At 62.9% G+C, this 25,622-nt stretch carries 27 protein-coding genes; 12 read left to right on the top strand and 15 right to left on the bottom strand.

What is annotated here, in order from left to right; genetic code table 11:
* Window positions 1-71: 71 nt before the first annotated feature.
* A complete protein-coding gene (locus tag AC19YY_RS26570; protein WP_169956455.1) occupies window positions 72-530 on the top strand; it encodes an REP-associated tyrosine transposase in 459 nt (152 codons plus the stop codon).
* A gap of 117 nt (window positions 531-647) precedes the next feature.
* Here the strand turns inward: AC19YY_RS26570 and AC19YY_RS26565 are convergent, their stop codons facing one another.
* Window positions 648-1,088: a GlcG/HbpS family heme-binding protein gene (locus AC19YY_RS26565; protein ID WP_170056975.1), complete on the bottom strand. Its 441-nt coding sequence runs from the start codon at window positions 1,086-1,088 to the stop codon at window positions 648-650.
* A gap of 268 nt (window positions 1,089-1,356) precedes the next feature.
* On the opposite strand from AC19YY_RS26565, the gene gcl reads away from it, so the two are divergent.
* The 9 genes from gcl (at window position 1,357) to AC19YY_RS26520 (ending at window position 12,194) form a co-directional block, all read left to right on the top strand.
* Window positions 1,357-3,132 (top strand): glyoxylate carboligase, encoded by a 1,776-nt coding sequence (gene gcl, locus AC19YY_RS26560; RefSeq protein ID WP_500605117.1) that lies wholly within the window; start codon window positions 1,357-1,359, stop codon window positions 3,130-3,132.
* Between the two features lie 10 nt (window positions 3,133-3,142).
* Entirely contained in the window at window positions 3,143-3,925 is a 783-nt protein-coding gene (gene hyi / locus AC19YY_RS26555) for a hydroxypyruvate isomerase (RefSeq protein ID WP_169956451.1), read from the top strand.
* A 149-nt stretch (window positions 3,926-4,074) separates the two neighbouring features.
* The gene (locus AC19YY_RS26550) at window positions 4,075-4,965 is read left to right on the top strand and encodes a 2-hydroxy-3-oxopropionate reductase (RefSeq protein ID WP_500605116.1); all 891 of its coding nucleotides are present in this window, start codon (window positions 4,075-4,077) and stop codon (window positions 4,963-4,965) included.
* Window positions 4,966-5,133: 168 nt separating this feature from the next.
* Window positions 5,134-6,414, top strand: coding sequence for a glycerate kinase type-2 family protein (locus AC19YY_RS26545; RefSeq protein WP_169956447.1), 1,281 nt, complete (start codon window positions 5,134-5,136; stop codon window positions 6,412-6,414).
* Window positions 6,404-7,819, top strand: coding sequence for a pyruvate kinase (gene pyk, locus AC19YY_RS26540; RefSeq protein ID WP_169956445.1), 1,416 nt, complete (start codon window positions 6,404-6,406; stop codon window positions 7,817-7,819). The genes AC19YY_RS26545 and pyk overlap by 11 nt, the downstream gene beginning before the upstream one ends.
* Before the next feature lie 120 nt (window positions 7,820-7,939).
* Window positions 7,940-8,815 carry an urea transporter gene (locus AC19YY_RS26535; protein ID WP_170056973.1) on the top strand — a complete coding sequence of 292 codons (876 nt, stop codon included), beginning with the start codon at window positions 7,940-7,942 and terminating at the stop codon, window positions 8,813-8,815.
* 31 nt (window positions 8,816-8,846) lie between these two features.
* Window positions 8,847-9,671 carry an ion transporter gene (locus AC19YY_RS26530; RefSeq protein ID WP_169956441.1) on the top strand — a complete coding sequence of 275 codons (825 nt, stop codon included), beginning with the start codon at window positions 8,847-8,849 and terminating at the stop codon, window positions 9,669-9,671.
* 93 nt (window positions 9,672-9,764) lie between these two features.
* The gene (locus AC19YY_RS26525) at window positions 9,765-10,769 is read left to right on the top strand and encodes a sulfate ABC transporter substrate-binding protein (protein WP_169956439.1); all 1,005 of its coding nucleotides are present in this window, start codon (window positions 9,765-9,767) and stop codon (window positions 10,767-10,769) included.
* Between the two features lie 228 nt (window positions 10,770-10,997).
* Entirely contained in the window at window positions 10,998-12,194 is a 1,197-nt protein-coding gene (locus AC19YY_RS26520; RefSeq protein WP_170042633.1) for an MFS transporter, read from the top strand.
* A 42-nt stretch (window positions 12,195-12,236) separates the two neighbouring features.
* Here the strand turns inward: AC19YY_RS26520 and AC19YY_RS26515 are convergent, their stop codons facing one another.
* The 14 genes from AC19YY_RS26515 to phnC all read right to left on the bottom strand — a co-directional run bounded on the left by AC19YY_RS26515 (window position 12,237) and on the right by phnC (window position 24,503).
* On the bottom strand, window positions 12,237-13,601 hold the full coding sequence (locus AC19YY_RS26515; protein ID WP_500605115.1) for a M10 family metallopeptidase C-terminal domain-containing protein: 1,365 nt from the start codon (window positions 13,599-13,601) through the stop codon (window positions 12,237-12,239).
* A 440-nt stretch (window positions 13,602-14,041) separates the two neighbouring features.
* On the bottom strand, window positions 14,042-14,791 hold the full coding sequence (phnP, locus tag AC19YY_RS26510; RefSeq protein ID WP_492633574.1) for a phosphonate metabolism protein PhnP: 750 nt from the start codon (window positions 14,789-14,791) through the stop codon (window positions 14,042-14,044).
* Window positions 14,782-15,348 (bottom strand): phosphonate metabolism protein/1,5-bisphosphokinase (PRPP-forming) PhnN, encoded by a 567-nt coding sequence (gene phnN, locus AC19YY_RS26505; RefSeq protein ID WP_169956431.1) that lies wholly within the window; start codon window positions 15,346-15,348, stop codon window positions 14,782-14,784. The genes phnP and phnN overlap by 10 nt, the downstream gene beginning before the upstream one ends.
* Entirely contained in the window at window positions 15,348-16,493 is a 1,146-nt protein-coding gene (locus tag AC19YY_RS26500) for an alpha-D-ribose 1-methylphosphonate 5-triphosphate diphosphatase (protein WP_500605114.1), read from the bottom strand. The genes phnN and AC19YY_RS26500 overlap by 1 nt, the downstream gene beginning before the upstream one ends.
* Window positions 16,483-17,205 (bottom strand): phosphonate C-P lyase system protein PhnL, encoded by a 723-nt coding sequence (gene phnL / locus AC19YY_RS26495; RefSeq protein ID WP_500605113.1) that lies wholly within the window; start codon window positions 17,203-17,205, stop codon window positions 16,483-16,485. The genes AC19YY_RS26500 and phnL overlap by 11 nt, the downstream gene beginning before the upstream one ends.
* Window positions 17,202-18,011: a phosphonate C-P lyase system protein PhnK gene (phnK, locus tag AC19YY_RS26490; RefSeq protein WP_169956506.1), complete on the bottom strand. Its 810-nt coding sequence runs from the start codon at window positions 18,009-18,011 to the stop codon at window positions 17,202-17,204. The genes phnL and phnK overlap by 4 nt, the downstream gene beginning before the upstream one ends.
* Complete coding sequence (locus AC19YY_RS26485) at window positions 17,972-18,814, bottom strand: alpha-D-ribose 1-methylphosphonate 5-phosphate C-P-lyase PhnJ (protein ID WP_169956425.1); 843 nt, start codon at window positions 18,812-18,814, stop codon at window positions 17,972-17,974. The genes phnK and AC19YY_RS26485 overlap by 40 nt, the downstream gene beginning before the upstream one ends.
* Complete coding sequence (locus AC19YY_RS26480; RefSeq protein WP_169956423.1) at window positions 18,807-19,883, bottom strand: carbon-phosphorus lyase complex subunit; 1,077 nt, start codon at window positions 19,881-19,883, stop codon at window positions 18,807-18,809. Before AC19YY_RS26480 ends, AC19YY_RS26485 begins: the two co-directional genes overlap by 8 nt.
* A complete protein-coding gene (phnH, locus tag AC19YY_RS26475; protein ID WP_172312833.1) occupies window positions 19,883-20,473 on the bottom strand; it encodes a phosphonate C-P lyase system protein PhnH in 591 nt (196 codons plus the stop codon). Before phnH ends, AC19YY_RS26480 begins: the two co-directional genes overlap by 1 nt.
* Window positions 20,473-20,910 carry a phosphonate C-P lyase system protein PhnG gene (gene phnG, locus AC19YY_RS26470; RefSeq protein WP_169956419.1) on the bottom strand — a complete coding sequence of 146 codons (438 nt, stop codon included), beginning with the start codon at window positions 20,908-20,910 and terminating at the stop codon, window positions 20,473-20,475. The genes phnH and phnG overlap by 1 nt, the downstream gene beginning before the upstream one ends.
* 11 nt (window positions 20,911-20,921) lie before the next feature.
* The gene (gene phnF / locus AC19YY_RS26465) at window positions 20,922-21,626 is read right to left on the bottom strand and encodes a phosphonate metabolism transcriptional regulator PhnF (RefSeq protein WP_500605112.1); all 705 of its coding nucleotides are present in this window, start codon (window positions 21,624-21,626) and stop codon (window positions 20,922-20,924) included.
* 36 nt (window positions 21,627-21,662) lie between these two features.
* Window positions 21,663-22,445 (bottom strand): phosphonate ABC transporter, permease protein PhnE, encoded by a 783-nt coding sequence (gene phnE / locus AC19YY_RS26460; protein ID WP_032859104.1) that lies wholly within the window; start codon window positions 22,443-22,445, stop codon window positions 21,663-21,665.
* Between the two features lie 190 nt (window positions 22,446-22,635).
* Window positions 22,636-23,637, bottom strand: coding sequence for a phosphonate ABC transporter substrate-binding protein (gene phnD, locus AC19YY_RS26455; protein WP_169956413.1), 1,002 nt, complete (start codon window positions 23,635-23,637; stop codon window positions 22,636-22,638).
* Between the two features lie 32 nt (window positions 23,638-23,669).
* Window positions 23,670-24,503: a phosphonate ABC transporter ATP-binding protein gene (phnC, locus tag AC19YY_RS26450; protein ID WP_170056965.1), complete on the bottom strand. Its 834-nt coding sequence runs from the start codon at window positions 24,501-24,503 to the stop codon at window positions 23,670-23,672.
* 420 nt (window positions 24,504-24,923) lie between these two features.
* On the opposite strand from phnC, the gene AC19YY_RS26445 reads away from it, so the two are divergent.
* The gene (locus AC19YY_RS26445) at window positions 24,924-25,049 is read left to right on the top strand and encodes a hypothetical protein (RefSeq protein WP_262381071.1); all 126 of its coding nucleotides are present in this window, start codon (window positions 24,924-24,926) and stop codon (window positions 25,047-25,049) included.
* Window positions 25,046-25,213, top strand: a complete 168-nt coding sequence (locus AC19YY_RS26440) for a DUF6124 family protein (RefSeq protein WP_500605111.1) — start codon at window positions 25,046-25,048, stop codon at window positions 25,211-25,213. The genes AC19YY_RS26445 and AC19YY_RS26440 overlap by 4 nt, the downstream gene beginning before the upstream one ends.
* The last annotated feature ends 409 nt before the right edge of the window (window positions 25,214-25,622 follow it).

Raw genomic sequence — 25,622 nt, 5'->3', positions numbered from 1 at the left:
AAAAGCCTGCTCACCCAACTCAGCCTCCCAGATCTAGCCTCTCAGAACACCTTCTGGAGAGGGGCAATGGAATGCCTGACCTACCTGCATCAAACCGCCTGCGCATCGGGCGCTACAACGAACCTAATCAAATCTATCACCTCACCACCAATACACTGGATCGCACCCCGATATTCGAGGATTTCAGATTAGGTCGATTGGTGGTTCAGCAATTCATAATCGCTCAAAGGCAAGGGTTAGCGACTTCGCTGGCCTGGGTAGTCATGCCTGATCACTTCCATTGGCTGATTTCACTGGATAAGGGCTCTCTGGCCGATTTGATGCGCCAGGTGAAATCCAAGAGCACCCGGGTGGTCAATGCAGTAGCTGGTCGACAGGGACGCCTGTGGCAACCCGGCTTTTATGATCATGCTGTGCGCCGGGAAGAAAGCCTTGAAGGCATCGCTCGATACATCGTCGCAAATCCTCTAAGAGCAGGACTTGTCAAAAAATATGGTGACTACCCGCTTTGGGATGCCATTTGGCTTTGACTTGAGACCTATTCGCCTGCATCGCAGGCAAGCCAGCTCCCACATTTTTACCGAGTTCACAGGTCAAAATGTGGGAGCGGGCTTGCTCGCGACGAGGTTCTTACAAGCCCGGAGAAATCAAGCACTCACCCCCGCATCCGCCAACAACCCCACCCCTTCAATCGCGCTGATCGCGCATTGCTCATCAATATCCGACGTATCCCCACTGATCCCGATCGCCCCCAGCACCACCCCCGCCTGATCCCGAATCAACACCCCGCCCGGCGCCGGCACCACGCCGCCCTGCCCCAGGCTGTTCAGTGCAGCGATAAATGCCGGCCGTTGCTGGGCATCCAGCGCCAGCAAACGCGAGCCCTTGCCCAGGGCAATCGCGCCCCAGGCCTTGCCGATAGCAATTTGCGGGCGCAGCAGGCTGGCGCCGTCTTCCCGTTGCAGGGTGATCAGGTGCCCGCCGCTGTCGAGCACTGCGATGGTCAGCGGTGCAGCGGCAATGGTGCGGCCTGCGGTGATGGCCTGGCTGACCAGGTTGACTGCGACTTTCAAGGTTAGAGCGCTCATGGGTGCCGTCCTTATCTTGTTATTGAGAAAGCCTTGGGGCTCTGATTGATCAGAAGCCGGATGCAACAAATAGAACACAATAGATTTATTTTTTGTATACAATATTTCGAAACATACGCACCACACGTCGAAATACTCCCGCTAAAAAGCCTTCCGACGAATGCACAGGCCCGAGAATAAAATGGATTGACCTGCGTAGCTCGCCGTGAATACACTTTGAAGCAACACCACTTGTATACAATTACAAAACGCAAGAGGCACCAAAACCATGAGCAAAATGAGAGCAATCGAAGCCGCTGTCCTGGTGATGCGTCGTGAGGGTGTAGATACCGCCTTCGGCATCCCAGGCGCTGCGATCAACCCGTTGTATTCGGCCCTGCAAAAGGTCGGCGGCATCGATCACGTCCTCGCTCGCCACGTGGAAGGCGCTTCGCACATGGCCGAGGGGTATACCCGCACCAAGGCCGGCAATATCGGCGTGTGCATCGGCACTTCGGGCCCGGCGGGCACCGACATGGTCACCGGCCTGTACAGCGCCTCGGCCGATTCGATCCCGATCCTGTGCATCACCGGGCAAGCGCCCCGTGCCCGCATGCACAAGGAAGACTTCCAGGCCGTGGACATCACCAGTATCGTCAAGCCAGTGACCAAGTGGGCAACCACCGTGCTGGAACCTGGCCAGGTGCCGTATGCGTTCCAGAAAGCCTTCTATGAAATGCGCTCCGGCCGCCCCGGCCCGGTGCTGATCGACTTGCCATTCGATGTGCAGATGGCCGAGATCGAGTTCGACATCGACGCCTACCAGCCACTGCCCCTGGCCAAGCCACTGGCCACGCGGATCCAGATCGAGAAGGCCCTGGCGATGCTCGATCAGGCCGAGCGCCCGCTGCTGGTCAGCGGTGGCGGCGTGATCAATGCCGACGCCAGCGAACTGTTGGTGGAATTCGCCGAGATGACCGGTATCCCGGTGATCCCGACGCTGATGGGCTGGGGCACCATTCCCGACGATCACCCGCTGATGGTGGGCATGGTCGGCCTGCAAACCTCGCACCGTTATGGCAACGCTACGATGCTCAAGTCCGACGTGGTCCTGGGTGTCGGCAACCGTTGGGCCAACCGTCACACCGGCTCGGTGGAGGTGTACACCGAGGGTCGCAAGTTCATTCACGTCGACATCGAACCGACGCAAATCGGTCGGGTGTTCACCCCGGACCTGGGCATCGTGTCCGACGCCGGTGCCGCGCTGACGATGTTTATCGAAGTGGCCCGCGAGTGGAAAGCCGCCGGCAAGCTCAAGGACCGCAGCGCCTGGCTGCACGATTGCCAGCAGCGCAAAGCCACCCTGCACCGCAAGACCCACTTCGACAACGTTCCGGTTAAGCCGCAACGGGTGTACGAAGAGATGAACCAGGTGTTCGGCAAAGACACCTGCTACGTCAGCACCATCGGCCTGTCGCAGATTGCCGGTGCGCAGTTCCTGCACGTCTACAAGCCACGCCACTGGATCAACTGCGGCCAGGCCGGCCCGCTGGGCTGGACCATCCCCGCTGCGCTGGGCGTGGTCAAGGCCGACCCGAGCCGCAAGGTAGTGGCGCTGTCCGGCGACTATGACTTCCAGTTCATGATCGAAGAGCTGGCCGTGGGCGCGCAGTTCAAGCTGCCGTACATCCACGTGGTGGTGAACAACTCCTACCTGGGGCTGATCCGCCAGGCCCAACGCGGGTTTGAAATGGACTACTGCGTACAGTTGTCTTTCGACAACCTCAACGCCCCGGAACTCAACGGTTATGGCGTCGACCACGTTGCCGTCGCCGAAGGCCTGGGTTGCAAGGCCCTGCGTGTGTTCGAGCCGGGCCAGATCCAGCCCGCGCTGCGCAAGGCCCAGGAAATGATCGAAGAGTTCAAGGTGCCGGTGATTGTCGAGATCATCTTGGAGCGCGTGACCAATATTTCCATGGGCACCGAGATCAACGCCGTCAATGAATTCGAAGATCTGGCACTGGTGGGCAACGACGCACCCACTGCCATTTCATTGCTCGATTAAGGAGAACCCCATGCCGCGTTTTGCCGCCAACCTGTCCATGCTGTTCACCGAACAGGACTTTCTCGCCCGCTTCAAAGCCGCCGCCGATGCCGGTTTCAGCGGGGTGGAATACCTGTTCCCCTATGAGTTCAGCTCCGCCGAAATCAAGGCGCAGCTCGACGCCCACGGCTTGACCCAAGTGCTGTTCAACCTGCCGGCCGGTGACTGGGCCAGCGGCGAGCGCGGCCTGGCCTGCCACCCGGACCGGGTCGAGGAGTTTCGCGCTGGGGTCAACCTGGCCATCGCCTACGCCCAGGTACTGGGCAATACCCAGATCAACTGCCTGGCGGGGATTCGCCCTGCCGGCGTGGACGACGCCACCCTGGAAAAAACCTTCGTCGCCAACCTCAAGTACGCAGCCGACAAGCTGCAAGCGGTGGGCATCAAGCTGGTGATGGAAGCGATCAACACCCGCGACATTCCCGGCTTCTACCTGAACAACACCGCACAGGCCCTGGCGATTCGCGAACAGGTGGGCAGCGCCAACCTGTTCCTGCAGTACGACATCTATCACATGCAAATCATGGAAGGCGACCTGGCCCGCACCATGGCCACGCACCTGGATCAGATCAACCATATCCAGCTGGCGGACAACCCGGGGCGCAACGAGCCGGGCACCGGTGAAATCAACTACCGGTTCCTGTTCGAGCATCTGGAGCGCATTGGCTATCAGGGTTGGGTCGGCTGTGAGTACAAGCCGTTGACCACTACCGAGGCTGGTCTTGGCTGGCTCAAGAGCCATAACGCGATCTGACCAACACCATAAAAACCTGTAGGAGCTGGCTTGCCTGCGATGCAGACACCTCGGTGTATCAGGCATACCCAGGTGGCGCCATCGTAGGCAAGCCAGCTCCCACGGGGGCAGTGCAAAACCTGCATAACGAATAAAAAGAGGACTTCATCATGGCTAAAATCGGCTTTATCGGCACCGGCATCATGGGCCAACCCATGGCCGCGAACCTGCAGAAAGCAGGTCACCAACTGTTCCTCTCCGAGCACCACGGCAAGGCGCCCGCCGAGCTGGTCGCCGCCGGTGCCGTGGCCCTGGCCAACCCGCAGCAAGTGGCCCAGGAAGCGGAATTCATCATCGTCATGGTGCCCGATACCCCCCAGGTCGATGACGTGCTGTTCCGCGCCGACGGCGTAGCGGCTGGCCTGTCGCCGAACAAAGTGGTGATCGACATGAGTTCGATCTCGCCCACCGCCACCAAGGCCTTTGCCGCCAAGATCAACGCCACTGGCGCGCAGTACCTCGACGCACCGGTGTCCGGCGGTGAAGTCGGCGCCAAGGCCGCGACCCTGAGCATCATGGTCGGTGGCGAGCCGCAGACCTTCGAACGCGCCCTGGGCCTTTTCCAGAGCATGGGCAAGAACATCACCCTGGTGGGTGGCAATGGCGATGGCCAGACCGCCAAGGTGGCGAACCAGATCATCGTTGCCCTGAACATCCAGGCGGTGGCCGAAGCGCTGCTGTTCGCCGCGAAAAACGGCGCCGATCCGGCCAAGGTCCGCGAAGCGCTGATGGGCGGCTTCGCCTCCTCGAAGATTCTCGAAGTGCATGGCGAGCGGATGATCAAGGGCACCTTCGACCCGGGTTTCCGGATCAACCTGCACCAGAAGGACCTGAACCTGGCCCTGGCCGGCGCCAAGGAGCTGGGGATCAACCTGCCCAATACCGCCGGCACCCAGCAAGTGTTCAGCACCTGCACCGCGATTGGCGGCGGCAACTGGGACCATTCGGCGCTGATCAAGGGCCTGGAACATATGGCGAATTTCTCGATTCGCGATAAGTAACGTCCCCTTTTGGAATGCAATCCCTGGTAGGAGCTGGCTTGCCTGCGATAGCGGTCGTTCAGTGACAGATTAATCGCCTGACACACCGCCATCGCAAGCAAGCCAGCTCCCACATTTGGCCCTCATTCCACGTTGCAAACCCAATAACAAGAACCCGGGAGCCCGCTTATGTCGGTCGATCCGCAACACCTGCTTCGCGAGCTGTTTGCCACAGCCATCGACGCTGCCCACCCCCGGCAAGTCCTCGAACCTTATCTGCCCGCCGACCGCAGCGGCCGCGTGATCGTGATCGGCGCGGGCAAAGCTGCAGCCGCCATGGCCCTGGTCGTGGAAAACAGCTGGCAGGGCGAGGTTTCGGGACTGGTGGTCACACGCTACGGCCACGGCGCGCCCTGCCAGAAAATCGAAGTGGTCGAAGCCGCGCACCCCGTGCCCGATGCCGCTGGCCAGGCCGTGGCCAAGCGCGTGCTGGAACTGATCAGCAACCTTGGCGAAGACGACCGTGTGATCTTCCTCCTGTCCGGCGGCGGTTCGGCGCTGCTGGCGTTGCCGGCGGCGGGTATCACCCTGGCCGACAAACAAGCCATCAACAAAGCCCTGCTCAAATCCGGCGCGACCATCGGCGAGATGAATTGCGTGCGCAAGCACCTCTCGGCGATCAAGGGCGGGCGACTGGCCAAGGCCGCCTGGCCGGCCACGGTCTACACCTACGCGATTTCCGATGTGCCGGGCGACCAGGCCACGGTGATTGCCTCCGGCCCGACCGTAGGCGACCCGAGCACCTCGCAACAGGCCCTGGCGATCCTCAAGCGTTACCAGATCGAAGTGCCAGCCTCGGTGCGCAGTTGGTTGCAGAACCCGGAGTCAGAGACCGTCAAACCCGGTGACCCGTGCCTGGCGCGCAGCCATTTCCAATTGATCGCGCGACCGCAACAGTCCTTGGAAGCGGTGGCGGTCAAAGTGCGCCAGGCCGGCTTCAGCCCGCTGATCCTCGGCGACCTGGAAGGCGAAGCGCGGGATGTGGCCAAGGTCCACGCCGGCATCGCCCGGCAGATCGTGCAGCACGGCCAGCCGCTGGCGGCGCCCTGCGTGATCCTCTCCGGCGGCGAGACCACCGTGACCGTGCGCGGCAATGGCCGTGGCGGACGCAACGCCGAGTTCCTGCTGAGCCTGACCGACAGCCTCAAGGGCCTGCCAGGCGTGTACGCCCTGGCCGGTGATACCGACGGCATCGACGGTTCCGAAGACAACGCCGGGGCAATCATGACCCCCACCAGCTACGCGCGCGCCGAGGCCCTGGGCCTGTCGGCCAGCGATGAGTTGGACAATAACAATGGCTACGGCTATTTCGCGGCACTCGACGCGCTGATCGTCACCGAGCCGACCCGTACCAACGTCAACGACTTCCGCGCCATTTTGATACTTGAGACTGCTGCCCATGACGCCTGACAAGAAAGTCAAAATCCTCGCCACCCTGGGGCCAGCCACCGACGGTATCGATGACATCCGCGAGCTGGTGGAAGCCGGGGTGAATATCTTCCGCCTGAACTTCAGCCATGGCGATCACGCCGACCATGCCCAGCGCTACCAGTGGATCCGCCAGGTCGAGCGCCAGCTCAATTACCCGCTGGGGATCCTGATGGACCTGCAAGGGCCGAAGCTGCGGGTCGGGCGTTTCGCCGAGGGCAAGGTGCAACTGGTGCGTGGCCAGGCGTTGCGCCTGGACCTCGACCCCACGCCGGGCGACCAGCGACGGGTCAACCTGCCCCACCCGGAAATCATCAAGGCCCTAGAACCGGGCATGGACCTGTTGCTCGATGACGGCAAGCTGCGCCTGCGGGTGATTACCAAGCATGCCGATGCGATCGACACCACGGTGTTGAATGGCGGCGAACTGTCCGACCGTAAAGGGGTGAACGTCCCACAAGCCTTGTTGGAGCTCAGCCCACTGACCGCCAAGGACCGCCGCGACCTGAGCTTCGGCCTGGAACTGGGTGTGGACTGGGTGGCGCTGTCGTTTGTGCAACGCCCCGAAGACATCCGTGAAGCGCGCGAACTGATCGGCGACAAGGCGTTCTTGATGGCGAAGATCGAGAAGCCCTCGGCGGTGCGCCACCTGCAGGAAATCGCCGAGCTGAGCGATGCGATCATGGTCGCCAGAGGCGATCTGGGTGTGGAAGTGCCGGCCGAAAGCGTGCCGCAAATCCAGAAAGACATCATCAGCACCTGCCGCCAACTGGGCAAACCGGTGGTGGTGGCCACGCAGATGCTCGAATCCATGCGTTTCTCGCCGGCCCCGACCCGCGCCGAAGTCACGGACGTGGCCAATGCCGTGGCCGAGGGCACCGATGCGGTGATGCTCTCGGCCGAAACCGCGTCCGGCGAATACCCGCTGGAAGCCGTGCAGATGATGAGCAAGATCATCCGCCAGGTGGAGAACGGCCCGGACTACCAGACCCAACTGGATGTAAGCCGGCCCAAGGCCGACGCCACCGTGTCCGATGCCATCAGCTGCGCGATCCGCCGGATCAGCAGCATCCTGCCGGTGGCGGTGCTGGTGAACTACAGCGAGTCGGGCAGCTCCAGCCTGCGCGCGGCGCGGGAGCGGCCGGCGGTGCCGATCCTCAACCTCACGCCGAACCTGTCCACCGCGCGCCGCTTGAGCGTGGCCTGGGGCGTGCATTCGGTGGTCAATGACCGCTTGCGGCAGGTGGACGAGGTGTGTTCCACAGCGCTGGAAATCGCCCAGGCCCAAGGCATGGCGCAGCGTGGGGATACGCTGTTGATCACTGCGGGGGTGCCGTTTGGGCAGCCGGGGTCGACCAACTCGCTGCGTATCGAGACGTTGATCTAGCGTCTGTTCGGGCCTTATCGCGGGCAAGCCCGCTCCCACATTTGACCGTGTTCGCAGATCAAAATGTGGGAGCGGGGTTGCTCGCGATGGGGGCAACTCGGTCTTACTGACTTACCCACCATGCCCAACCCAACCTGCCCCGACTGGGCCGAAGCCCTGCTCAACGGCTTCAGCCAGATCTTCCTGCAACGCCACCCGCTGTGTGGCCTGCTCTGCCTGCTGGCGATCCTCGCCTGCGCCCCGGCCCTGCTCGGCGGTGCGCTGCTGGGCGGGGTCGCCGGCCTGCTCACGGCCCAGCGCCGCGACTATCCCAAGGCCGAGCGCCAGGCCGGGCTCTATAGCTATAACGGTGTGTTACTGGGGCTGCTGATCGGCCAGCACTTTGCCTGGTCAGCATTGCTGCCGCCGCTGATCCTGGCGTGCGGCGGCCTGAGTGCGATCCTGACCCGGCAATGGGTCAAGCGCATGGCCCATGGCGATGACCTGCCCGCCTATACGGTGCCCTTCGTCGGGTTAGGCTGGCTGCTGCTCGGCACGGTCTCACCGGCCACCCTGCCCCTCATTGCCGCCACTCCCCTGGACTGGCTGAGCGCGCCACTGGTCGGGCTGGGCCAGGTCGTGCTGCTGGATCGACCGCTGGCCGGCCTGCTGATCGCCCTTGGCCTGCTGTTGGCCAGCCCTCGCGCGGCGCTGTGGGCGATGCTCGGGGCCGGCAGCGGCGTGGCGCTCGGCCTGCTGCTCGACGATCCCGCCGGCGCCCTGCTCGGCCTGCACAGCTATAACCCGGCACTTGCCGCCCTGGCCCTCAGCCACTACCGGCGCCAACCCTGGCTGCCGTTGCTCGGCATCCTCCTGGCCAGCCTGCTTGCCCCGGGTTTTGCCGGCCTGCACCTGGCGCCGCTGACTGCACCGTTTATCCTCGCCTGCTGGTTGGTGCGCGCGACGTTGCGCCTGCGGCACAGGGTCAACGTGGACAGCCCGTTCGAATCCCCCTAGGCTTCGCACACCTACGATTCAGGCGGACTTCATGGACAGCAACAACGACTGGCGCCAGCGGCTCTACGTCATGGTATTTCAGAGCGACACGGTGGCCGGGCGGCGTTTTGACGGCATCTTGCTGCTGATCATCCTCGCCAGCCTGGTGATCGTGATGCTCGACAGCATCGACCAGATCCACCAGAACTACGCCGATGTGCTGGCCTATATCGAGTGGGGCTTCACGCTGATTTTCCTCATCGAGTACGGCCTGCGCCTGTATTGCTCGCCCAAACCGTTGCGGTATGCCTTTAGTTTCTACGGGCTGGTGGACTTGCTGGCCATCGTCCCCGGCATCCTGGCCCTGTACTACAGCGACGCCCAGTACCTGCTGATTATCCGCATCATCCGCATGTTGCGGATCTTTCGGGTGCTCAAGCTCGGCCCCTACCTCAAGCAGGCCAACTACCTGATGTCGGCGCTGCGCGGCAGCAAGCAGAAGATCGTGGTGTTCCTGGTCAGCGTCTGCACCCTGGTAACGGTGTTCGGCACCCTGATGTACGTGATCGAAGGCCCGGAGCACGGCTTTACCAGCATCCCCAAGGGCATCTACTGGGCTATCGTGACCCTGACCACCGTGGGGTTTGGCGACATCGTGCCCAAGACCCCGCTGGGCCAGGTGATCTCCTCGCTGGTGATGATCACCGGCTACTCGATCATCGCCGTGCCCACCGGGATCTTTACCGCCGAACTGGCCAACGCCATGCGCGGCGAGCAACTGCAACACGACTGCCCGGTGTGCCAGAAAAGCAGCCACGAACCCAATGCGGCCTTCTGTTCACGCTGTGGCAACGGGCTCTATAAAAAAGTGGAATAAGCAAAGTTCTTTTTAATCTTTAAGCGTCTATGCCGCCCCGGCTATAGTCGTGGGCTATAAGCCACTACCTTCTCGAACAACAAGGAATGAGCAGTGAAAAAACTTGTTAGCGCTTCGCTCCTGGCCGCAGGCCTCGCACTGTCTGTCGGCGCCCAGGCCGCCTCGACCACCCTGCTCAACGTCTCCTATGACGTGATGCGTGACTTCTACAAGGACTACAACGCGGCGTTCCAGAAGCACTGGCAAGCCGAACACCCGAACGACAAGCTGACCTTGCAGATGTCCTTCGGCGGTTCCAGCAAACAGGCGCGCTCGGTCATCGACGGCCTGCCGGCTGACGTGATCACCATGAACATGGCCACCGACATCAACGCCCTGGCGGACAACGGCAAACTGGTGCCCGACAACTGGGTCACCCGCCTGCCGAACAACAGCGCACCGTTCACGTCCGCCACCGTGTTTATCGTGCGCAAGGGCAACCCCAAGGCCCTCAAAGACTGGCCAGACTTGCTCAAAGATGGCGTGCAAGTGATCGTGCCCAACCCCAAGACCTCCGGCAACGGGCGCTACACCTACCTGTCGGCCTGGGGCTACGTGCTCAAGAACGGCGGCGATGAAAACAAGGCCAAGGACTTTGTCGGCAAGCTGTTCAAGCAAGCTCCGGTGCTCGATACCGGTGGCCGTGCCGCGACCACTACCTTCATGACCAACCAGATCGGCGACGTGCTGGTGACCTTTGAAAACGAAGCGGAAATGATTGCCCGTGAATTCGGCCGCGACCAGTTCGAAGTGATCTACCCAAGCGTCTCTGCCGAAGCCGAGCCGCCGGTGTCGGTGGTCGACAAAGTGGTCGATAAAAAGGGCACCCGTGCAGTGGCCGATGACTACCTGAAATACCTGTGGTCGGCCGAAGGCCAGGAAATTGCAGCCAACAACTACCTGCGTCCACGGGACCCGAAGGTACTGGCCAAGTACACCGATCGCTTCCCGAAAGTCGACTTCCTGTCGGTGGAGAAGACCTTTGGCGACTGGCGCACCGTGCAGAAGACCCACTTCAATGATGGTGGAGTCTTCGACCAGATCTACAACGGCCAGTAACTGACCGGACACGCTCAACAATGTGGGAGCGGGCTTGCTCGCGACAGCGGTGTATCAGCCAGGTATTTCTAACCTGATACGCTGCCATCGCGCGCAAGCCCGCTCCCACTTTGGGTTGTGCGCAAGACATTAATGCCAGGCATGTCTGAAATCATCAGTAACACTTACCTCGTCCCTCGCCTACCCTTTACCCTTCGCATCCTCCTTCCCCGTTTTAACGAGAACACCATGACCGCTACTCCGCCCGCGACCGCCACCATGACCCGTGGCATGGTGCTGCTGTTCGCGTTCTGCTGCGGCGCTATCGTCGCCAATATCTACTACGCCCAACCGATCATTGAACTGATTGCCCCGGACATCGGCCTGACGCCGGCCATGGCCAGCCTGATCGTGTCCCTGACCCAGATCGGCTACGCCCTGGGCCTTTTTTTCCTGGTGCCGCTGGGCGACCTGTTGGAAAACCGCCGGCTGATGATCATCACCACCGTGGTCGCCATTGCCAGCCTGCTGGGCGCGGCCTTTGCCGAGCAGCCGAACCTGTTCCTGCTGGTGTCGTTGCTGATCGGCTTCAGCTCCGTGTCGGTGCAGATTCTGATTCCCCTGGCCGCGCACCTGGCGCCCGCCGAATCCCGTGGCCGGGTGGTGGGCAGCATCATGGGCGGCCTGTTGCTGGGCATCCTGCTGGCACGGCCGGTGTCCAGCCTGGTGGCTGACCACTTCGGCTGGCGCGCGATGTTCATGGCGGCGGCGGCAATGATGGTCCTGATCAGCGTGGTACTGCTGTTGACCGTGCCCAAGCGCCAGCCGGATCACAGCGCCAGCTATGCCCAGTTGCTGCGTTCGTTGGGCACCTTGCTGCGCGAACAACCGTTGCTTCGTCAACGGGCGTTCTACCAGGGTTGCCTGTTTGCGGCCTTCAGCCTGTTCTGGACCGCCGTGCCCCTGGAGCTGTCGCGTAACCATGGGCTGAGCCAAAGCGAAATTGCCCTGTTTGCCCTGGTCGGTGCCCTCGGCGCCATTGCCGCCCCTATCAGCGGGCGCCTGGCCGATGCTGGCCATACCCACCGCGCCTCGCTGCTGGCGATGCTGTTTGCCGCACTGAGTTTTCTGCCGGCGTTTATCCACCCGATCTACAGCGTGATTGGCCTGGCGGTGACCGGCGTGGTCCTGGACTTCTGCGTGCAGATGAACATGGTCCTTGGCCAGCGCAGCATCTACGCCCTCGACGCCCATAGCCGCAGCCGCCTGAACGCGCTGTACATGACCAGCATTTTCATCGGCGGCGCCTTCGGCTCAGCGATTGCCAGCAGCGTGTATGAGCACGGCGGCTGGCTTGGGGTGATCGTGGTGGGCAGCCTGTTCCCGCTGGTGGCGCTGTTGCGGTTCTTGAGTGTGTCTCGGGCGGCATCGGCGGTGAGCGCCTGACGTTCGACACGACGCCAGTACGCTCGGGCCCCGGCCTGGGGTTCACCGGTGGATCTTCTCCAACATGCGCAAGAGCGACTGGAACATGGTGAGGGTTTGCTGGAGAAAACTCGCTACCGTCGCAAGGAGCGAAGCGCTGGTTCCTGGCTCCGGTACGGGGGCCGGCGTAGGCGTAGGTCGCGGCGACGGAGTGGGCGCCTGCCCTCCCGTCACGATATCGGCCTGTGCGATTTTGCCGGTGGTGATCACCAGCAGATCAGGTTTGCCATTGCCGTTCATATCAATCGCCAGACTGCCACGCCCGGTACTCTCCTGGTAGCTGAGCACCGCATTGCCGGGCTGCCCGGTGAATTGACTGGAGAACGTGAGGCTCTTGATACCGGCTTCTCTCAGGGCCCCGGACACATCGATCTTGTCGGTACCACTGGTAAAATCCGCGATCCGATCAGGGTTGCGCGGCGTGGAGTCACTGGCCTTGTCGTAAACGAAAGTGTCAGCGCCCTCCCCCCCGCGCAGCCTGTCTGCCCCGGCGCCGCCCTTGAGGCGATTGTCCGCATCATTGCCCGTCAGCACATCATTGCCAGAACCGCCGACGGCATTTTCCAGGGTCACACCCTTGGCGATGGAGACGTTACCGTGCAGGCCGCCGACGTCCGAGAATGATTCTGCATTGAGGTCGATCTTCTGGTTCTGCCCATACCCGGAAAAATCCAGGGTGTCATTACCGCCCCCGTCCCACACACAAAACAGCGCCGCCTCGCGTGCATTCTTGAGGCTCAGGACGTCACGCCCGGTATTGGAGTTGAAGCCGTAGGTTGTGTCTGTGCTACGGGTTTTGTGGTTGGCCCCATACATTTTCTGAATCGCCGCGATGTCATGCATCATCGGTGCCGAGGGCATCAGCCCCCGGAAATCATGACCGGCGTGCTTGGTCTCGGCCCAGTAACTCATGACCGTGCCGGCCCGGGTGTCCTGCGCGAACGTCGCATCCCTTTCGTACGTCCCCCCGCCGTTGTACTCCCCGGGGTGGGCCAGCCCCAGGCAATGGCCGATCTCATGCACCATGGTGGTGTTGAAATAACTCCCTTCCTGAGGTGCATGTGCCGCCCGGCGTGTCCCGATCATGGCGCGCGCGCCGGAGTTATGCCGATCAGGACCCCATGCCACGCCACTTTCCATGCGATTGGAACCAGTGACTTGAATCGATCCATCTGCCTTGCGCGCATTTTCATGAAAGCTGATATCGGCTACGTCCTGCCAAGCCTCCATGGCCCGGCGGGCACAGCCTTTCTGTGGTTCGGTGAACCCGCGAAGATTGAAAGAAACCTGGGTCTTGCCGTCCCGGTCTCGATCGTAAAAGCGCATACCACTGCGCGTCAGGTGCCTTGCGACCTGATCGGTATTCAAGGAGCGTTTTCCACGGACGTAAAACTGCGCCTTGGACGGCGGGTCCGTTTCTGCTGGATGGTGAGCTGGGTGAGTACCTGCGTGGCCTATCTGACACATGGCGATCTCCGAAACGATTAGTGGCTGGAGTAACAGCGCCCAACATCAGTGAAAACTGCCTGGACCACCGTCATCTGCGGCTAATCTTTCATGCAGGAAACCTGCCTTGCCACCTGGGTTTTAAGTCTGATTGAAACGTTTTGGCCTGCTGTGGGATTTGCTCACAAAACACATGGACTCTTACACTCCGGCCCCGTGAATCGACCTCGAAAAAACCCGTTCAAGTGGCTGACGGCGATAAAAAAATGCCAGCAAAAGCCGAATGCCCTATGGAGCATGTTTTCCATCCCGAGAAATATCCGCTCGCCATTTTCAGCGTAACCGCAATGTTCCCCCTTGAGCTAGAGCACCCGCCCATCCCAACCCACCGTCACATGCGGCGGCAGTTCACTGCGATGCTGCAACAGCCAGGCATCCAGGGTGTGCCCGACGTGGGTCAGTACGCCAAGCTCGGCGCCGCACGCGTCGATGCATTGCAGGGCCAATGTCAGGTCATTGTGATTGCGCGGCGCCTGGGGTTGCGGTGGCATCGAGCAGTCGATGACCAGCACGTCCAGGGGCTCGCGCCGCAGCCAGTCGACGGTCGCCGGGGGCAGCCCCGTGGTGTCGGTCAGGTAGGCCAGGCGCCGCCCCTGCCCTTGCAGCAGGTAGCCGAAGGTCGGCTTGGAATGTTGCAGGGGCATCGCGGTGACCGCCAGTTCGCCAAATTGCCGGGTCTCGAACTCGGCAAAGGGCTGGCTGAAATCGAGGATGCCGGGGTGTTTGTAGAGGTCCGACAGGCCCTCGGGGTCTGCCGGGCCATGCACCGGGATGATCAGGCCCTGGCCCCAGCGCAGATGCAGCAGGCCCTGGGCATGATCGGCGTGGTAGTGGGTCTGCAAAATGCCGTTGAAACTGCGGGGCGGGAAACGCTCGGTCAGGTCCGTCAGGCCGCTGTCGATCAACCAACGCTGGTCGCCGCATTCGATCAGCGCGCTGCACTCGCGGCGGCGCAAACGCTCATCGCTGCGCGCCAGGACGCAGGCCGCGCATTCGCAGCCATACACCGGGACTTGGCGGGCGTCGCCGGTGCCCAGCAGGGTCAGGCGCATGCCGAGTGCCCCTCGTCCAGACACTCGAGCAACCGGGCGACGGTGTGCGCCAACGGCCCGGAGTTATCCAGCAGCAATACCCCGGGCGCGGCCTGCAGGCTGTCGCGAAACTGCGCATTGCGTGCCAGGCGCGCGTCGATTTCTGCCACCGACTCACGCCCCCGCGCCAGCAAGCGTTGGCGCAATACCGCCTGGTCCACGGTCAGCAAGACCACCAACAACGTCGGATAACGCGCGCGGGTTTGCGCCAGATGGCCACGGGAGCCATTGACCAGCACATCGTCGCCAGCCGCCAGCCAGTCGTCGATCTGCCGTGGAATGCCATAAGACAAGCCATTGGCATGCCAACTGAGGGCAAAGCCGCCCTCGGTCTGCAGCGCGGCGAATTGCTCGGGGCTCACACCCTGGGCGGCCTCGCCCACCGCTTCGGCCGAACGGGTGATGACCCGTCGCACAATGCGGCAACCGCGCTCGGCCAATGGCCCGCGCGCGGCATCCAACAGGCTGTCCTTGCCCGAACCCGATGGCCCGATGAGATAGATCAACCTGCCCGCCATCAAAACACCCTCTTGGCTTGTCGCCAGACTTGTTGGACTACCGGCAGCCCGCCCTGGGCCCTGGCTTGCACCAGGTCCGCGCGCAGGTCCAGGGCAATTTCCCCGCGATCCCTGAGGCCCGCCGCGTGCGCAGGGGCCTGGCTGATCATTTGGATCGCCTGGGGCAGATCGCAGTCATTGTCCTGGGCCGCCAGGGCAAAGGCCGCTGGCAACAGGCTAGCCGGGTAGTAGTCACTGGAAAGTATATCCAGCAATCCTTCCGCGGCCAGGCCGGCGGCGGCCACATTACCCGAGTGGGACCCGCCACGCACCACGTTCGGCGCGCCCATCAGCACTTTCATGCCCAATTGCCGGCATCCGCGCGCCGCTTCCAGGGTGGTGGGGAACTCGGCGATGTTCATGCCGTAGCGCGCCGACTCCTCGACATGGGCCAGGGTCGCGTCGTCATGGCTGGCCACCGACAAGCCACGCGCCAGGCAATGCTCGACGATGGCGGCGCGGTAGCGGTCGCTGTAGGTCTTGGAGTTGGCCATTTGCAGCACCACGAACGCATCCATGGTTGCCTCGTCCAGGTGGTACTTGCCCATGTAGTACTCGCGGTACTTGGACTGCAGCACAAACTGGCGCTGGCCCGGCGAGTGGTCCATCACCGACACCAGTTGCACCAGCGGGTTTTCCACCAGATCGCGGAACACGCTCAAGGTGTCCGGGTGGCACAGCTCGCAACGCAGGTGCAGGCGGTGTTCGGCGCGGGTCAGGCCGGCCTCTTGCGCCGAGGCAATGGCATTGAGCATCGCCGGCAGTTTCTGCATGCGATTGCCCTTGGGGTTCACGTCGCCGATGGACACCGCATCAAACACCGTGGTGATACCGGCCGCGATGATCTGCGCGTCATGGCTGAGCACCGCCGAGGTCGACGGCCAGTCCACGCCGGGGCGCGGGGTCATGTGTTTTTCCAGGTTGTCGGTGTGCAACTCCACCAGCCCCGGCAGCAGGAAATCACCGCCCAGGTCCTGGGCCTGGGGCAGCTGGCTGCGGCCTTCGGCGAGGTCGACGATCACCCCATCACGCAGCACCAGGCTGCCGAAAAATACACGATCAGCGGTAACCAGCTGGGCATTACTGAGGATCTGTTCAGCGGGCATCGGCGTAGTCCTCATCGGTGATCACAGCGGGAGTCATGTCTAAATGGCGGTCAGCCACCGCCTCACGGGCGGCACGGTCATGGAAGATGCCGATCAGTGCGGCACCGTCGGCCTTGGCTTCGTTGATCAGTTCCAGGACAACCTGGCGGTTGCGGTCATCCAGGGAGGCTGTCGGTTCGTCCAGCAACATCACCGGCCAAGCCACCATGAAGCCGCGCGCGATATTGACCCGCTGCTGCTCGCCCCCGGAGAACGTGCCCGGCGCCAGTTGCCACAGGCGCCGGGGGATATTCAGGCGCGCCAGCAAATGCTCGGCACGGGCCTGGGCGTCAGCCTTCGTCCAGCCACGGGCCAGCGCGGGCTCCATCACCACATCCAGGCAGGCAACCCGGGGGATCACCCGCAAAAACTGGCTGACATAGCCCAGGGTCTGCTGGCGTACCTGGAGAATGTCCCGGGGTGCAGCGCCCACCAGTTCCAGCCATTGCCCGGCATGCCACACGCGGATGCTGCCTCCGGCCGGCAGGTAGTTGCCATACAAGGTGCGCAGCAAGGTGCTTTTACCGGCACCCGACTGGCCGTGCAGCACCAGGCATTCACCGCCCTGCACACTGAACGCCACCCCGCGCAGTACGTTGAGCACCACGCCGTTCTGCTGGTGCAAGGTGAAGGTTTTCGAGAGGTCGCGGACCTCGATCAAGGCACTTGTCATGGCTGCAATACCGAGGACACCAGCAGTTGAGAGTAAGGGTGCTGTGGATCGTCGAGGATCTGGTCCGTAAGCCCGGTTTCTACCACCCGCGAGCGACGCATCACGATCAGGCGATCGGCCAGCAGGCGCGCCACCGCCAGGTCGTGGGTGACGATCACCACCGCCAGGTCCAGCTCGCGCACCAGGCCGCGCAGCAGGTCGAGCAGGCGCGCCTGCACCGACACATCGAGCCCACCGGTGGGCTCGTCCATAAACACCAGGCGCGGGCTGGAAACGAGGTTGCGCGCGATTTGCAGGCGCTGCTGCATGCCGCCAGAGAAAGTGCGCGGCAGGTCGTCGATGCGCTGCGGGTCGATCTCCACCTGGCCCAGCCAATCCAGGCCGGCGCCGCGCAGTTGCTGGTAGTTGCGCACGCCCTGGGCCATCAGGCGCTCGCCAATGTTGGCGCCGGCCGACACGCCCATGCGCAGGCCGTCGCGGGGGTTCTGTTCAACGAAACCCCATTCGGTGCGCAACAAGGTGCGGCGTTCGGCTTCGCTGGCGCTATAGAGGTCCAGCCATTCGCCGTCCTTGCTGCGATAGCCGACGCTGCCGGCCTGGGGCGGCAAGCGCCCGCTCAACAGCGAGAGCAAGGTGGATTTACCCGAACCGGACTCGCCGACAATCCCCAGCACTTCGCCGGGGTACAGATCAAAACTCACCTCCTGGCAGCCCTTCTGCGGGCCATACAGCAGGGACAGGTCGCGCACTTGCAATAACGGCTGGCTCACTGGTTGTTCTCCTTGACCCGTTGGGCGCAGTACCAGGTGTCGGAACACACAAAACTCTGGGTCCCGGCGTCATCGAGAATCAGCTCGTCGAGGAACGATTCATGGCTGCCACAGATGGCGCAGTGGTGTTCCCATTTCTGCACCTCAAAGGGGTGGTCCTCGAAGTCCAGGCTGCTGACCTGGGTGTACGGCGGCACCGCATACAGACGCTTTTCGCGGCCGGCACCGAACAGCATCAGCGCCGGGCTCATGTCGAGTTTCGGGTTGTCGAATTTGGGGATCGGCGAGGGGTCCATCACATAGCGCTCGTCGACCATCACCGGGTAGGCATAGGCGGTGGCGATGTGGCCGAAGGTGGCGATGTCTTCGTAGAGTTTTACGTGCATCACCCCGTAATCGTTGAGGGCGTGCATGGTGCGGGTCTCGGTTTCCGAAGGCTCGATAAAGCGCAGCGGCTCGGGGATCGGCACCTGGTAGACCATGATCTGCCCGGCCTGCAGCGGGGTTTCCGGGATGCGGTGGCGGGTCTGGATCACCGTGGCGTCGGGGGTGGCTTCGGTGGTGGCGATGCCGGCAGTGCGCGCAAAAAAGCGCCGGATGGACACGGCGTTGGTGGTGTCGTCGGCGCCCTGATCGATGACCTTGAGCACGTCGTCGGCGCCGAGGATCGCCGCCGTCAATTGCATGCCGCCGGTGCCCCAGCCATAGGGCAGCGGCATCTCGCGGCCACCGAACGGCACTTGGTAACCGGGAATCGCCACGGCCTTGAGCAAGGCGCGACGGATCATGCGTTTGGTCTGTTCGTCGAGGTAGGCGAAGTTGTAGGCGGCGTCATTCATGGCGAGTGCCCTCGGCCGGTTGGCGCAGTTTGCGGATCAGTTCCAGTTCGGCCTGGAAGTCCACGTAGTGCGGCAGTTTTAGGTGCGAGACAAAACCGGCGGCCTCGACGTTGTCGCAGTGGGCCAGCACGAATTCTTCGCGCTGGGCCGGCGAGACGATCTCTTCGCTGTACTCCTCGGCACGCAGCGAGCGATCCACCAGGGCCATGCCCATGGCCTTGCGCTCGGCATGCCCGAACGCCAGGCCATAGCCCCGGGTGAACTGCGCCAACTCGGTGGCCGAGCCGACAAACTGGTTGACCATCTCGCACTCGGTGACTTCGATGCTGCCCAGGCAAATGGCAAAGCCCAGCTCCTCGGGATCGATCCAGACCTCTACGTCACCGATACGAATCTCCCCGGCAAACGGGTGATTGCGCCCATAGCCACGCTGGGTCGAATAGCCCAGCGCCAACAAAAACCCTTCATCGCCACGGGCCAGGGCTTGCAGGCGTTCGGCACGGCTGGCGGGGAACTCCAGCGGGTCGCGGGTGATGTCAGCGACACGGGCGTGGTCGTCGGCTTCGTGCTTGATCAGGCCTTCCTTGGCCAGCAACCCCAGCACCCGTGGACACGGTTCGAGTTGCGCATCCGCCGTGGTCTGCGGGCCTGGATACTCACCCTCGGCCAGCAGTGCGAAATCCAGCAGGCGATGGGTGTAGTCGAAGGTCGGGCCGAGCAACTGGCCGCCGGGCACGTCCTTGAAGGTGGCCGACAACCGCCGGCTCAACGACATCTGCGCGGTGTCGATCGGCAGGCTCGGGCTGAAACGCGGCAACGTGGTGCGGTAGGCGCGCAGCAGGAAGATCGCTTCTACCAGGTCCCCCGCCGCCTGCTTGATTGCCAGCGCGGCCAGCTCTTCGTCGTACAGCGAGCCTTCACTCATCACCCGCGCCACGGCCAGGGGCAGTTGCTGGCGGATCTGCTCGACGCGCAGCTCCGGCACGGCCGGGTCGCCCCGGCGTTTTTTCGCCAGCAGGCGGTGGGCATTGTCGATGGCCTGTTCGCCACCCTTGACGGCTACGTACATCAGGCGTGCTCCTGTGTGATGCGGCTGCTGCGCGGTAGGCCGAGCAGGTGATGGCCGGCGCTGAACAACACGTCCAGGCCACGGGGGAAGGCTTCACGGCGCTGGCGCTCCAGCCAGAACACCGGCGGCACAGGCACCTGCACCCGGCGCTGGGCCTGGATGCCCGGGCCGCGCCAGAGCAAGGCGCGCCCGGCGTCCAGGGCGGTAAGCTGGACCAGCAAGGTGCAGGACTGGTCCGGGTAGCGATCATTGCCGTGGTCGAAGCCGCTCAGGTCGAGCAGGTCCGGCTCGCCGAGCAAGGCAAACGCAGCCTCCTCCCGACGCGCGACCAACGGGCAGCCGCAGTGGAAGGCCAGGTTGGCGCGGATCAGCGGCGTGTCGAAGCCAGGTGCCAGCCACAGCGGCGTGTCGACATCCAGCAGCGCCAGGCACAAGGCATAGGTGGCGGGCGCCAGGCCATCGAGGTGCGGGGCTGCCGGCAAGTGCTGGAGCAAACCCGGCTCGGCCAAGGCCTTGAGCGCCGCGCGAAAACTGCGCTGGGCATCCAGTACCGGGTCGACAAACGCCGGTTGCAATAATTGAGCGTGCATCAGTTTTCTCCTCGCACCAGGGTGAAGAACTCGACCTTGGTGGCCGCGGTGTCGGCTTCTTTTTGCGCGCGACGCCGGGCCTGGGCCTGGGCCAGGGCGCTAATCAAATCCGTGAGCCAAGGGCTCGGCTGCGCGTTTTGCAGATGGGCATCGGCCAGGGCCGCCAGTTCGGCGTGGACCTTGTCGCGCCCCGCCAGGTAGCTGTAGCCGGTGCGGCCATCGGCCAGGCGCACCACACAGCGGGTCACCGTCATTTCGCCGACGTTGAACGGCGCGCCATTGCCGCCCATGCGCCCGCGCACCAGGGTCATGCCGATTTCCGGGGCGCGGATCAGTTGGTACTCGGCGTCCTTCAATGCCGCTTCGTGGGGTTGCAGTTCATTGAGCTGGGCGCGGGCAAGTACGCCAATCCAATGCTGACGCGGGGACAGATTCATCGGGGTCTCCATCAAGTCACCACCTGGTACTGGAAGCGATCCGAACGGCTGGTGGACTGCGCCAGCTCCACCGGGCGGCCATCGCGATCGCGGGAAAGGGTGAATACGGTCAAGGCCGGCAAGTGCCGGGGCATCATCAGCAGCGCGGCTTCATCACGGTTGGGCAGGCGCGCACCGATCAGGCTCAGGGTGCGGGTCAGCGGCAGGTCGCGCTCGCGCAGGTACTGGCGCAGGGAGCCGCCGTTGTAGTGCGCCAGCAACGGCGCGTGGCTGGCGCAGTAGCGATGGCGGATCAGGCTGACGGGGTGCTGGTCGAGCTTGCGCAGGGTTTGCAGCTCGATCATCGGTGCCATTTCGGCGATGCCCAGGTGCTGCGCTTCTTCGCGGCTGGCGTAGCAGTAGCGGCGCTTGAGCAGCAGCGCCTGCACGCCATGCCCCAGGGCCGACAGCGATTGGCTGTAGGCGGTGTCGGCGCCCATCGGGTAGATCAGCGGCCGGTCCAGCACCTGGGTGCCTTTGCCCTGCTGGCGCAGCAGGCTGCCTTCGAACACCAGTTCATCAATGGCGCGGCGCAGGGTGTGCCGGTTGACGCCAAAGCGTTCGGCCAACTGCAGCTCGCCCGGCAGGAACTCCCCGGCCTGGTAGCCGCTGAGTTCGCGGCGCAGGATATCGGCGAGTTCGCGGTACACCGGCTCATCTTGTCTAGACAACTGCATGCTTAAAAAAAAGCGCCCGCAGGCACCCCTCCAAGGTCAGATAAACCGCTTGCGCAGGCGCTGGGACAGCACGTCGATCAGGCTTACCACCACGATGATCACCAGCAGCACCGCGCAGGTCTGCACGAACTGGAAGGCGCGGATGTTCTCCCACAAGATCACGCCGATGCCGCCCGCGCCGACCATGCCCACCACCGTCGCCGAGCGCACATTGGCCTCGAAGCGGTACAGCGCGTAGCTCACCCACAGCGGCATGACTTGCGGGATCACGCCGTAGATCACCTCTTGCAAGGCGCTGGCACCGGTGGCGCGCACCCCTTCCACCGGGCCTGGGTCGATGGCCTCGACGGCTTCGGCAAACAGCTTGGCAAGTACCCCGGTGGTGCTGATCCACAGGGCCAACACACCGGCAAACGGACCAAGCCCGACCGCCACCACGAACAACATGGCAAACACCATTTCGTTGATCGAACGGAAGGCATCCATCACCCGGCGCAGGGGTTGGTGAATCCACCAGGGGGTGATGTTGTCGGCGCAGAGGATGCCCAGGGGCACCGAGCAGACAATCGCCAGCACCGTGCCCCAGAGGGCGATTTGCACGGTGACGATCATTTCCTTGAGGTAGGAGCGCCATTCGTGGAAGTCCGGCGGGAAGAAGTCGGCGGCGAAGGTCGCCATGTTTCCCGAGTCGCGGTACAGCGCCAGCGGGTTCATTTCTGCGCCTTTCCAGGCCCAGGCCAGCAGCACCAGGAACAGGCCCCAGCCGAGGTATTGCGGCCAGGTTCTTTTACCCACGGCTTCAGCGTGCAAGGTCGTCATGGATCACTCTCGATAATGGTTGGAGCTGGGCCTATGTGTGTGTGTGTGGGAGCGGGCTTGCTCGCGAAAGCGGTGTGTCATTCAACACATCCAGCGACTGACTCACCGCTTTCGCGAGCAAGCCCGCTCCCACACAAGCCCGTTCACACATAGGCTCAGTTCACACATAGGCTCCGGTCCCACAGGGGGGTTAGCCGTTGGCGGCGGGTTTCTTGTCCAGCTCGCTCAGGCGCTGTTGCAGCGTGGCCAGGTCGGCGTCGATCTGCGCCAGCTTCTTGGCTTTATCTGCCTCGGCCAGCTTGCTGTCGGCACTGATGGTGGTGCGTTGCTTGAACAGTTCCAGCTGGCGGATCGGCAGCAACTGGTCGTCAGTGGACGCGAGGAACTTGCCCAACTGCATGTTCTTGAGCACCGCCTTCTCTTCATCGGTGTCGCCGTAGCTGAAGATGAAATCGCGGATCTTGCTCTTCTCGCTGTCAGTCAGGGCCTTGCTCCACACCAGCGGGTCGGCGGGGATCAGCGGCGACTTCCAGATCACCTTGAGTTGGGCGGCCTTGTCCGGCTGGGTCACTTCCAGGCGGTCCCAGCTTTCGGTGTTGAAGGTGGCCACGTCCAACTGCCCCTTGGCCACGCTCAGTGCGTTGACTTCATGGCTGGAATTGAGCGTGCGCTTGAAGGCGGTGGCGGCATCCACATTGTTCTTGGCGAACACGTAGTAGCCCGGCACCAGGTAGCCCGAGGTGGAGTTCGGGTCGCCATTGCCGAAGGTCAGGTTCTTGGCGTTCTTGAGCATGTCTTCGACGGAGTTGAGCGGGCTGTCCTTGCGTACGATCAGCAGGCTCCAGTAGCCGGCGGCGCCGTTGGCAGCGGCGGTCTGGGCGAAGATCTCGCCGTTGGAGCGGTCCACCGCCTCCATCGCTGCCTTGTTGCCGAGCCAGGCCACATCGACCTTGTTAAAGCGCATGCCCTGGATCAGGCCGGCGTAATCGGAGGCGAAGGTGGCGTTGATGGTCAGGCCGGTCTTCTTGTGCATGTCATCGAGGAACGGCTGCCAGATGCTCTTGAGGTTCTGCGAAGACTCGGTGGACATGATGCCGAAGTTGATAGCCTTGTCGGCGGCCTGGGCATTGCCCATGGCGACGCTGGCCAACAACACGGCAGACAGGAAAACATGACCGATACGGTTCAACATGCAGGCGACTCCTAGGGATCGTGAGTGGGGGTTCAAGCGCGGGCCAGGGCCAGGCGCTGGGGCAGTTCGGAACGGCGCGGCGGTTCGCAAAACATCAGGCTGGTGTCGACGTCGGCACCGTACAGGTCGTTGAGAAACTGGCTGCTCATCTCGCGGCCCTGCCCATCGAAATGAATGCGCCCGCCCTTGAGCGCCACGGCGCGCGGGCAATAACGCATGGCGTAATCGACTTGATGCAGGGTCACCACCACGGTCTTGCCGTCGCGGCGGTTGATATCGGCGAGGATCTCCATGACCTTGCGTGCCGACTCCGGATCCAGGGAGGCGATGGGTTCGTCGGCGAGGATCACTTCGGCACGCTGGGTCAACGCCCGGGCAATCGCCACCCGTTGTTGCTGGCCACCGGACAGGGTCGAGGCGCGCTGCTGGGCCAGGTCCGCCAGGCCGACGCGTGCCAGGGATTCCATGGCAAACTGCTTTTCCTCGGTATTGAACAACCCGAGGTTGCCGCGCCAGCGCGGGACCCGGCCCAGGCAACCGAGCAGCACGTTGTCGATCACACTCAGGCGATTGACCAGGTTGAACTGCTGGAAGATGTAGCCAATATCCGCGCGCAACCGCCGCACCTTGCCATTCAACCGCCCACTGGCCTGCACCTCCCGGCCCAGCACCTTGACGCTGCCGCCGTTGCCCTTGTCGCAACAGGCCAGCCCCGCGAGGTGGCGCAATAACGTGGACTTGCCGGAGCCGGACGCACCGATCAGGGCGACCATCTCGCCGCTGGCGATGGTGAGTTCGAGGTCGACCAACGCGGTTTTCTTCGCAAAGGTCTTGTTCAGGCGATCGACATGGATAGCGGGATTCATGGGCTTCTCTGTCTGGTTTGAACAGCCTTGCGGGGCTGTGTTTGAGTTCAAACGACAGTAGGCGCGGGAGGTGTCAGGGCTATGACTTGCACATGACGGCAGGGGGGCGGTTTGATGAAGGTTTTATGAAAGGTTGGAACAGCCGAAGGACAATTCCCATGCATATGAGGATCATTCCCTACGGTTCATCATTTAACAGGCACACATCATGCTGGGCGAGCTGTACGCAGGAGGGCCCAGCCCTGCCGGGTCTCCATTCCTCGGGCGTCGCCCTTTTTCACGCAGCTATATGGCGGCTGTGCGCGGGGCACCTTCGGGTGCGCCGGGGTCCTGGAGTCCGGTCTTCCACACCGGCGTACAGTCGCCACCCATCCATGTGGAAGTGATTGTGGCGGCTCCTTTAACTCCAGGAGCAACCGTATGAAAAAAGTCACGCCTAGCCCGGCCTACTCCCTGAACGACAGCAAACTCCACGAAGCGGCACAACGTGCGTTCAAGCAATACGCACTGCATTCGCAGCCGGTCTCAGCACCGAAGAGGCGTTGAGCAACGCCTGTGAAATGCTCGAGTCGGCGGCGGTCAGTGCGTACGACTGCACCGAGCATCTTGAAGGCTCGAGCCGTAAGCAGGTGATGGCGGTGGTGCAATTGATCGAGATGGCGCAGTTGTTAGTCGAGGTAGCGTTGCACCGGGAATGCCCGGCGGCCTGACGGCCAAGTAAATCCCTGTGGGGGCTGGCTTGCTTGCGATGGCCATAGGTATCTACACAACTCTCTTCTCGGTCTGTGTACATATCCATTGCTGCGGTTACGGCCACTTAGGGTTCCGCCCTTACGGCGGGTCACTTTGGAAAAGAGCCGGAGTGCCGGCCCAGCCCAAAGTAACCAAAGGGCTCTTGCCCCACCACTCGGCACCTCGCCTAGGCTCGGTGTGCCTAAGATCAAAATCACAAGCAAAGCGAGGCGGCCTGACAGCCGACCTGATCATCGAGGCGTGCGCGGACTCCTGTGGGAGCTGGCTTGCCTGCGATGGCGGTGTATCAGTCGATAAATGTATTGGCTGATACACCGCCATCGCAGGCAAGCCAGCTCCTACAGGGGAATGTAGCTTCGCGCTCTG

This window comes from Pseudomonas sp. MF09156 (assembly GCF_059862305.1).
This window is presented reverse-complemented; position numbering and strand designations above follow the sequence as displayed.

Coding starts and splice junctions, on each gene's coding strand:
- AC19YY_RS26570 (WP_169956455.1), top strand. CDS start 72: ATGCCTGACCTACCTGCATCAAACCGCCTGCGCATCGGGCGCTACAAC.
- AC19YY_RS26565 (WP_170056975.1), bottom strand. CDS start 1,088: ATGAGCGCTCTAACCTTGAAAGTCGCAGTCAACCTGGTCAGCCAGGCC.
- gcl (WP_500605117.1), top strand. CDS start 1,357: ATGAGCAAAATGAGAGCAATCGAAGCCGCTGTCCTGGTGATGCGTCGT.
- hyi (WP_169956451.1), top strand. CDS start 3,143: ATGCCGCGTTTTGCCGCCAACCTGTCCATGCTGTTCACCGAACAGGAC.
- AC19YY_RS26550 (WP_500605116.1), top strand. CDS start 4,075: ATGGCTAAAATCGGCTTTATCGGCACCGGCATCATGGGCCAACCCATG.
- AC19YY_RS26545 (WP_169956447.1), top strand. CDS start 5,134: ATGTCGGTCGATCCGCAACACCTGCTTCGCGAGCTGTTTGCCACAGCC.
- pyk (WP_169956445.1), top strand. CDS start 6,404: ATGACGCCTGACAAGAAAGTCAAAATCCTCGCCACCCTGGGGCCAGCC.
- AC19YY_RS26535 (WP_170056973.1), top strand. CDS start 7,940: ATGCCCAACCCAACCTGCCCCGACTGGGCCGAAGCCCTGCTCAACGGC.
- AC19YY_RS26530 (WP_169956441.1), top strand. CDS start 8,847: ATGGACAGCAACAACGACTGGCGCCAGCGGCTCTACGTCATGGTATTT.
- AC19YY_RS26520 (WP_170042633.1), top strand. CDS start 10,998: ATGACCGCTACTCCGCCCGCGACCGCCACCATGACCCGTGGCATGGTG.
- phnP (WP_492633574.1), bottom strand. CDS start 14,791: ATGCGCCTGACCCTGCTGGGCACCGGCGACGCCCGCCAAGTCCCGGTG.
- phnN (WP_169956431.1), bottom strand. CDS start 15,348: ATGGCGGGCAGGTTGATCTATCTCATCGGGCCATCGGGTTCGGGCAAG.
- AC19YY_RS26500 (WP_500605114.1), bottom strand. CDS start 16,493: ATGCCCGCTGAACAGATCCTCAGTAATGCCCAGCTGGTTACCGCTGAT.
- phnL (WP_500605113.1), bottom strand. CDS start 17,205: ATGACAAGTGCCTTGATCGAGGTCCGCGACCTCTCGAAAACCTTCACC.
- AC19YY_RS26485 (WP_169956425.1), bottom strand. CDS start 18,814: ATGAATGACGCCGCCTACAACTTCGCCTACCTCGACGAACAGACCAAA.
- AC19YY_RS26480 (WP_169956423.1), bottom strand. CDS start 19,883: ATGTACGTAGCCGTCAAGGGTGGCGAACAGGCCATCGACAATGCCCAC.
- phnH (WP_172312833.1), bottom strand. CDS start 20,473: ATGCACGCTCAATTATTGCAACCGGCGTTTGTCGACCCGGTACTGGAT.
- phnG (WP_169956419.1), bottom strand. CDS start 20,910: ATGAATCTGTCCCCGCGTCAGCATTGGATTGGCGTACTTGCCCGCGCC.
- phnF (WP_500605112.1), bottom strand. CDS start 21,626: ATGCAGTTGTCTAGACAAGATGAGCCGGTGTACCGCGAACTCGCCGAT.
- phnE (WP_032859104.1), bottom strand. CDS start 22,445: ATGACGACCTTGCACGCTGAAGCCGTGGGTAAAAGAACCTGGCCGCAA.
- phnD (WP_169956413.1), bottom strand. CDS start 23,637: ATGTTGAACCGTATCGGTCATGTTTTCCTGTCTGCCGTGTTGTTGGCC.
- phnC (WP_170056965.1), bottom strand. CDS start 24,503: ATGAATCCCGCTATCCATGTCGATCGCCTGAACAAGACCTTTGCGAAG.
- AC19YY_RS26445 (WP_262381071.1), top strand. CDS start 24,924: ATGAAAAAAGTCACGCCTAGCCCGGCCTACTCCCTGAACGACAGCAAA.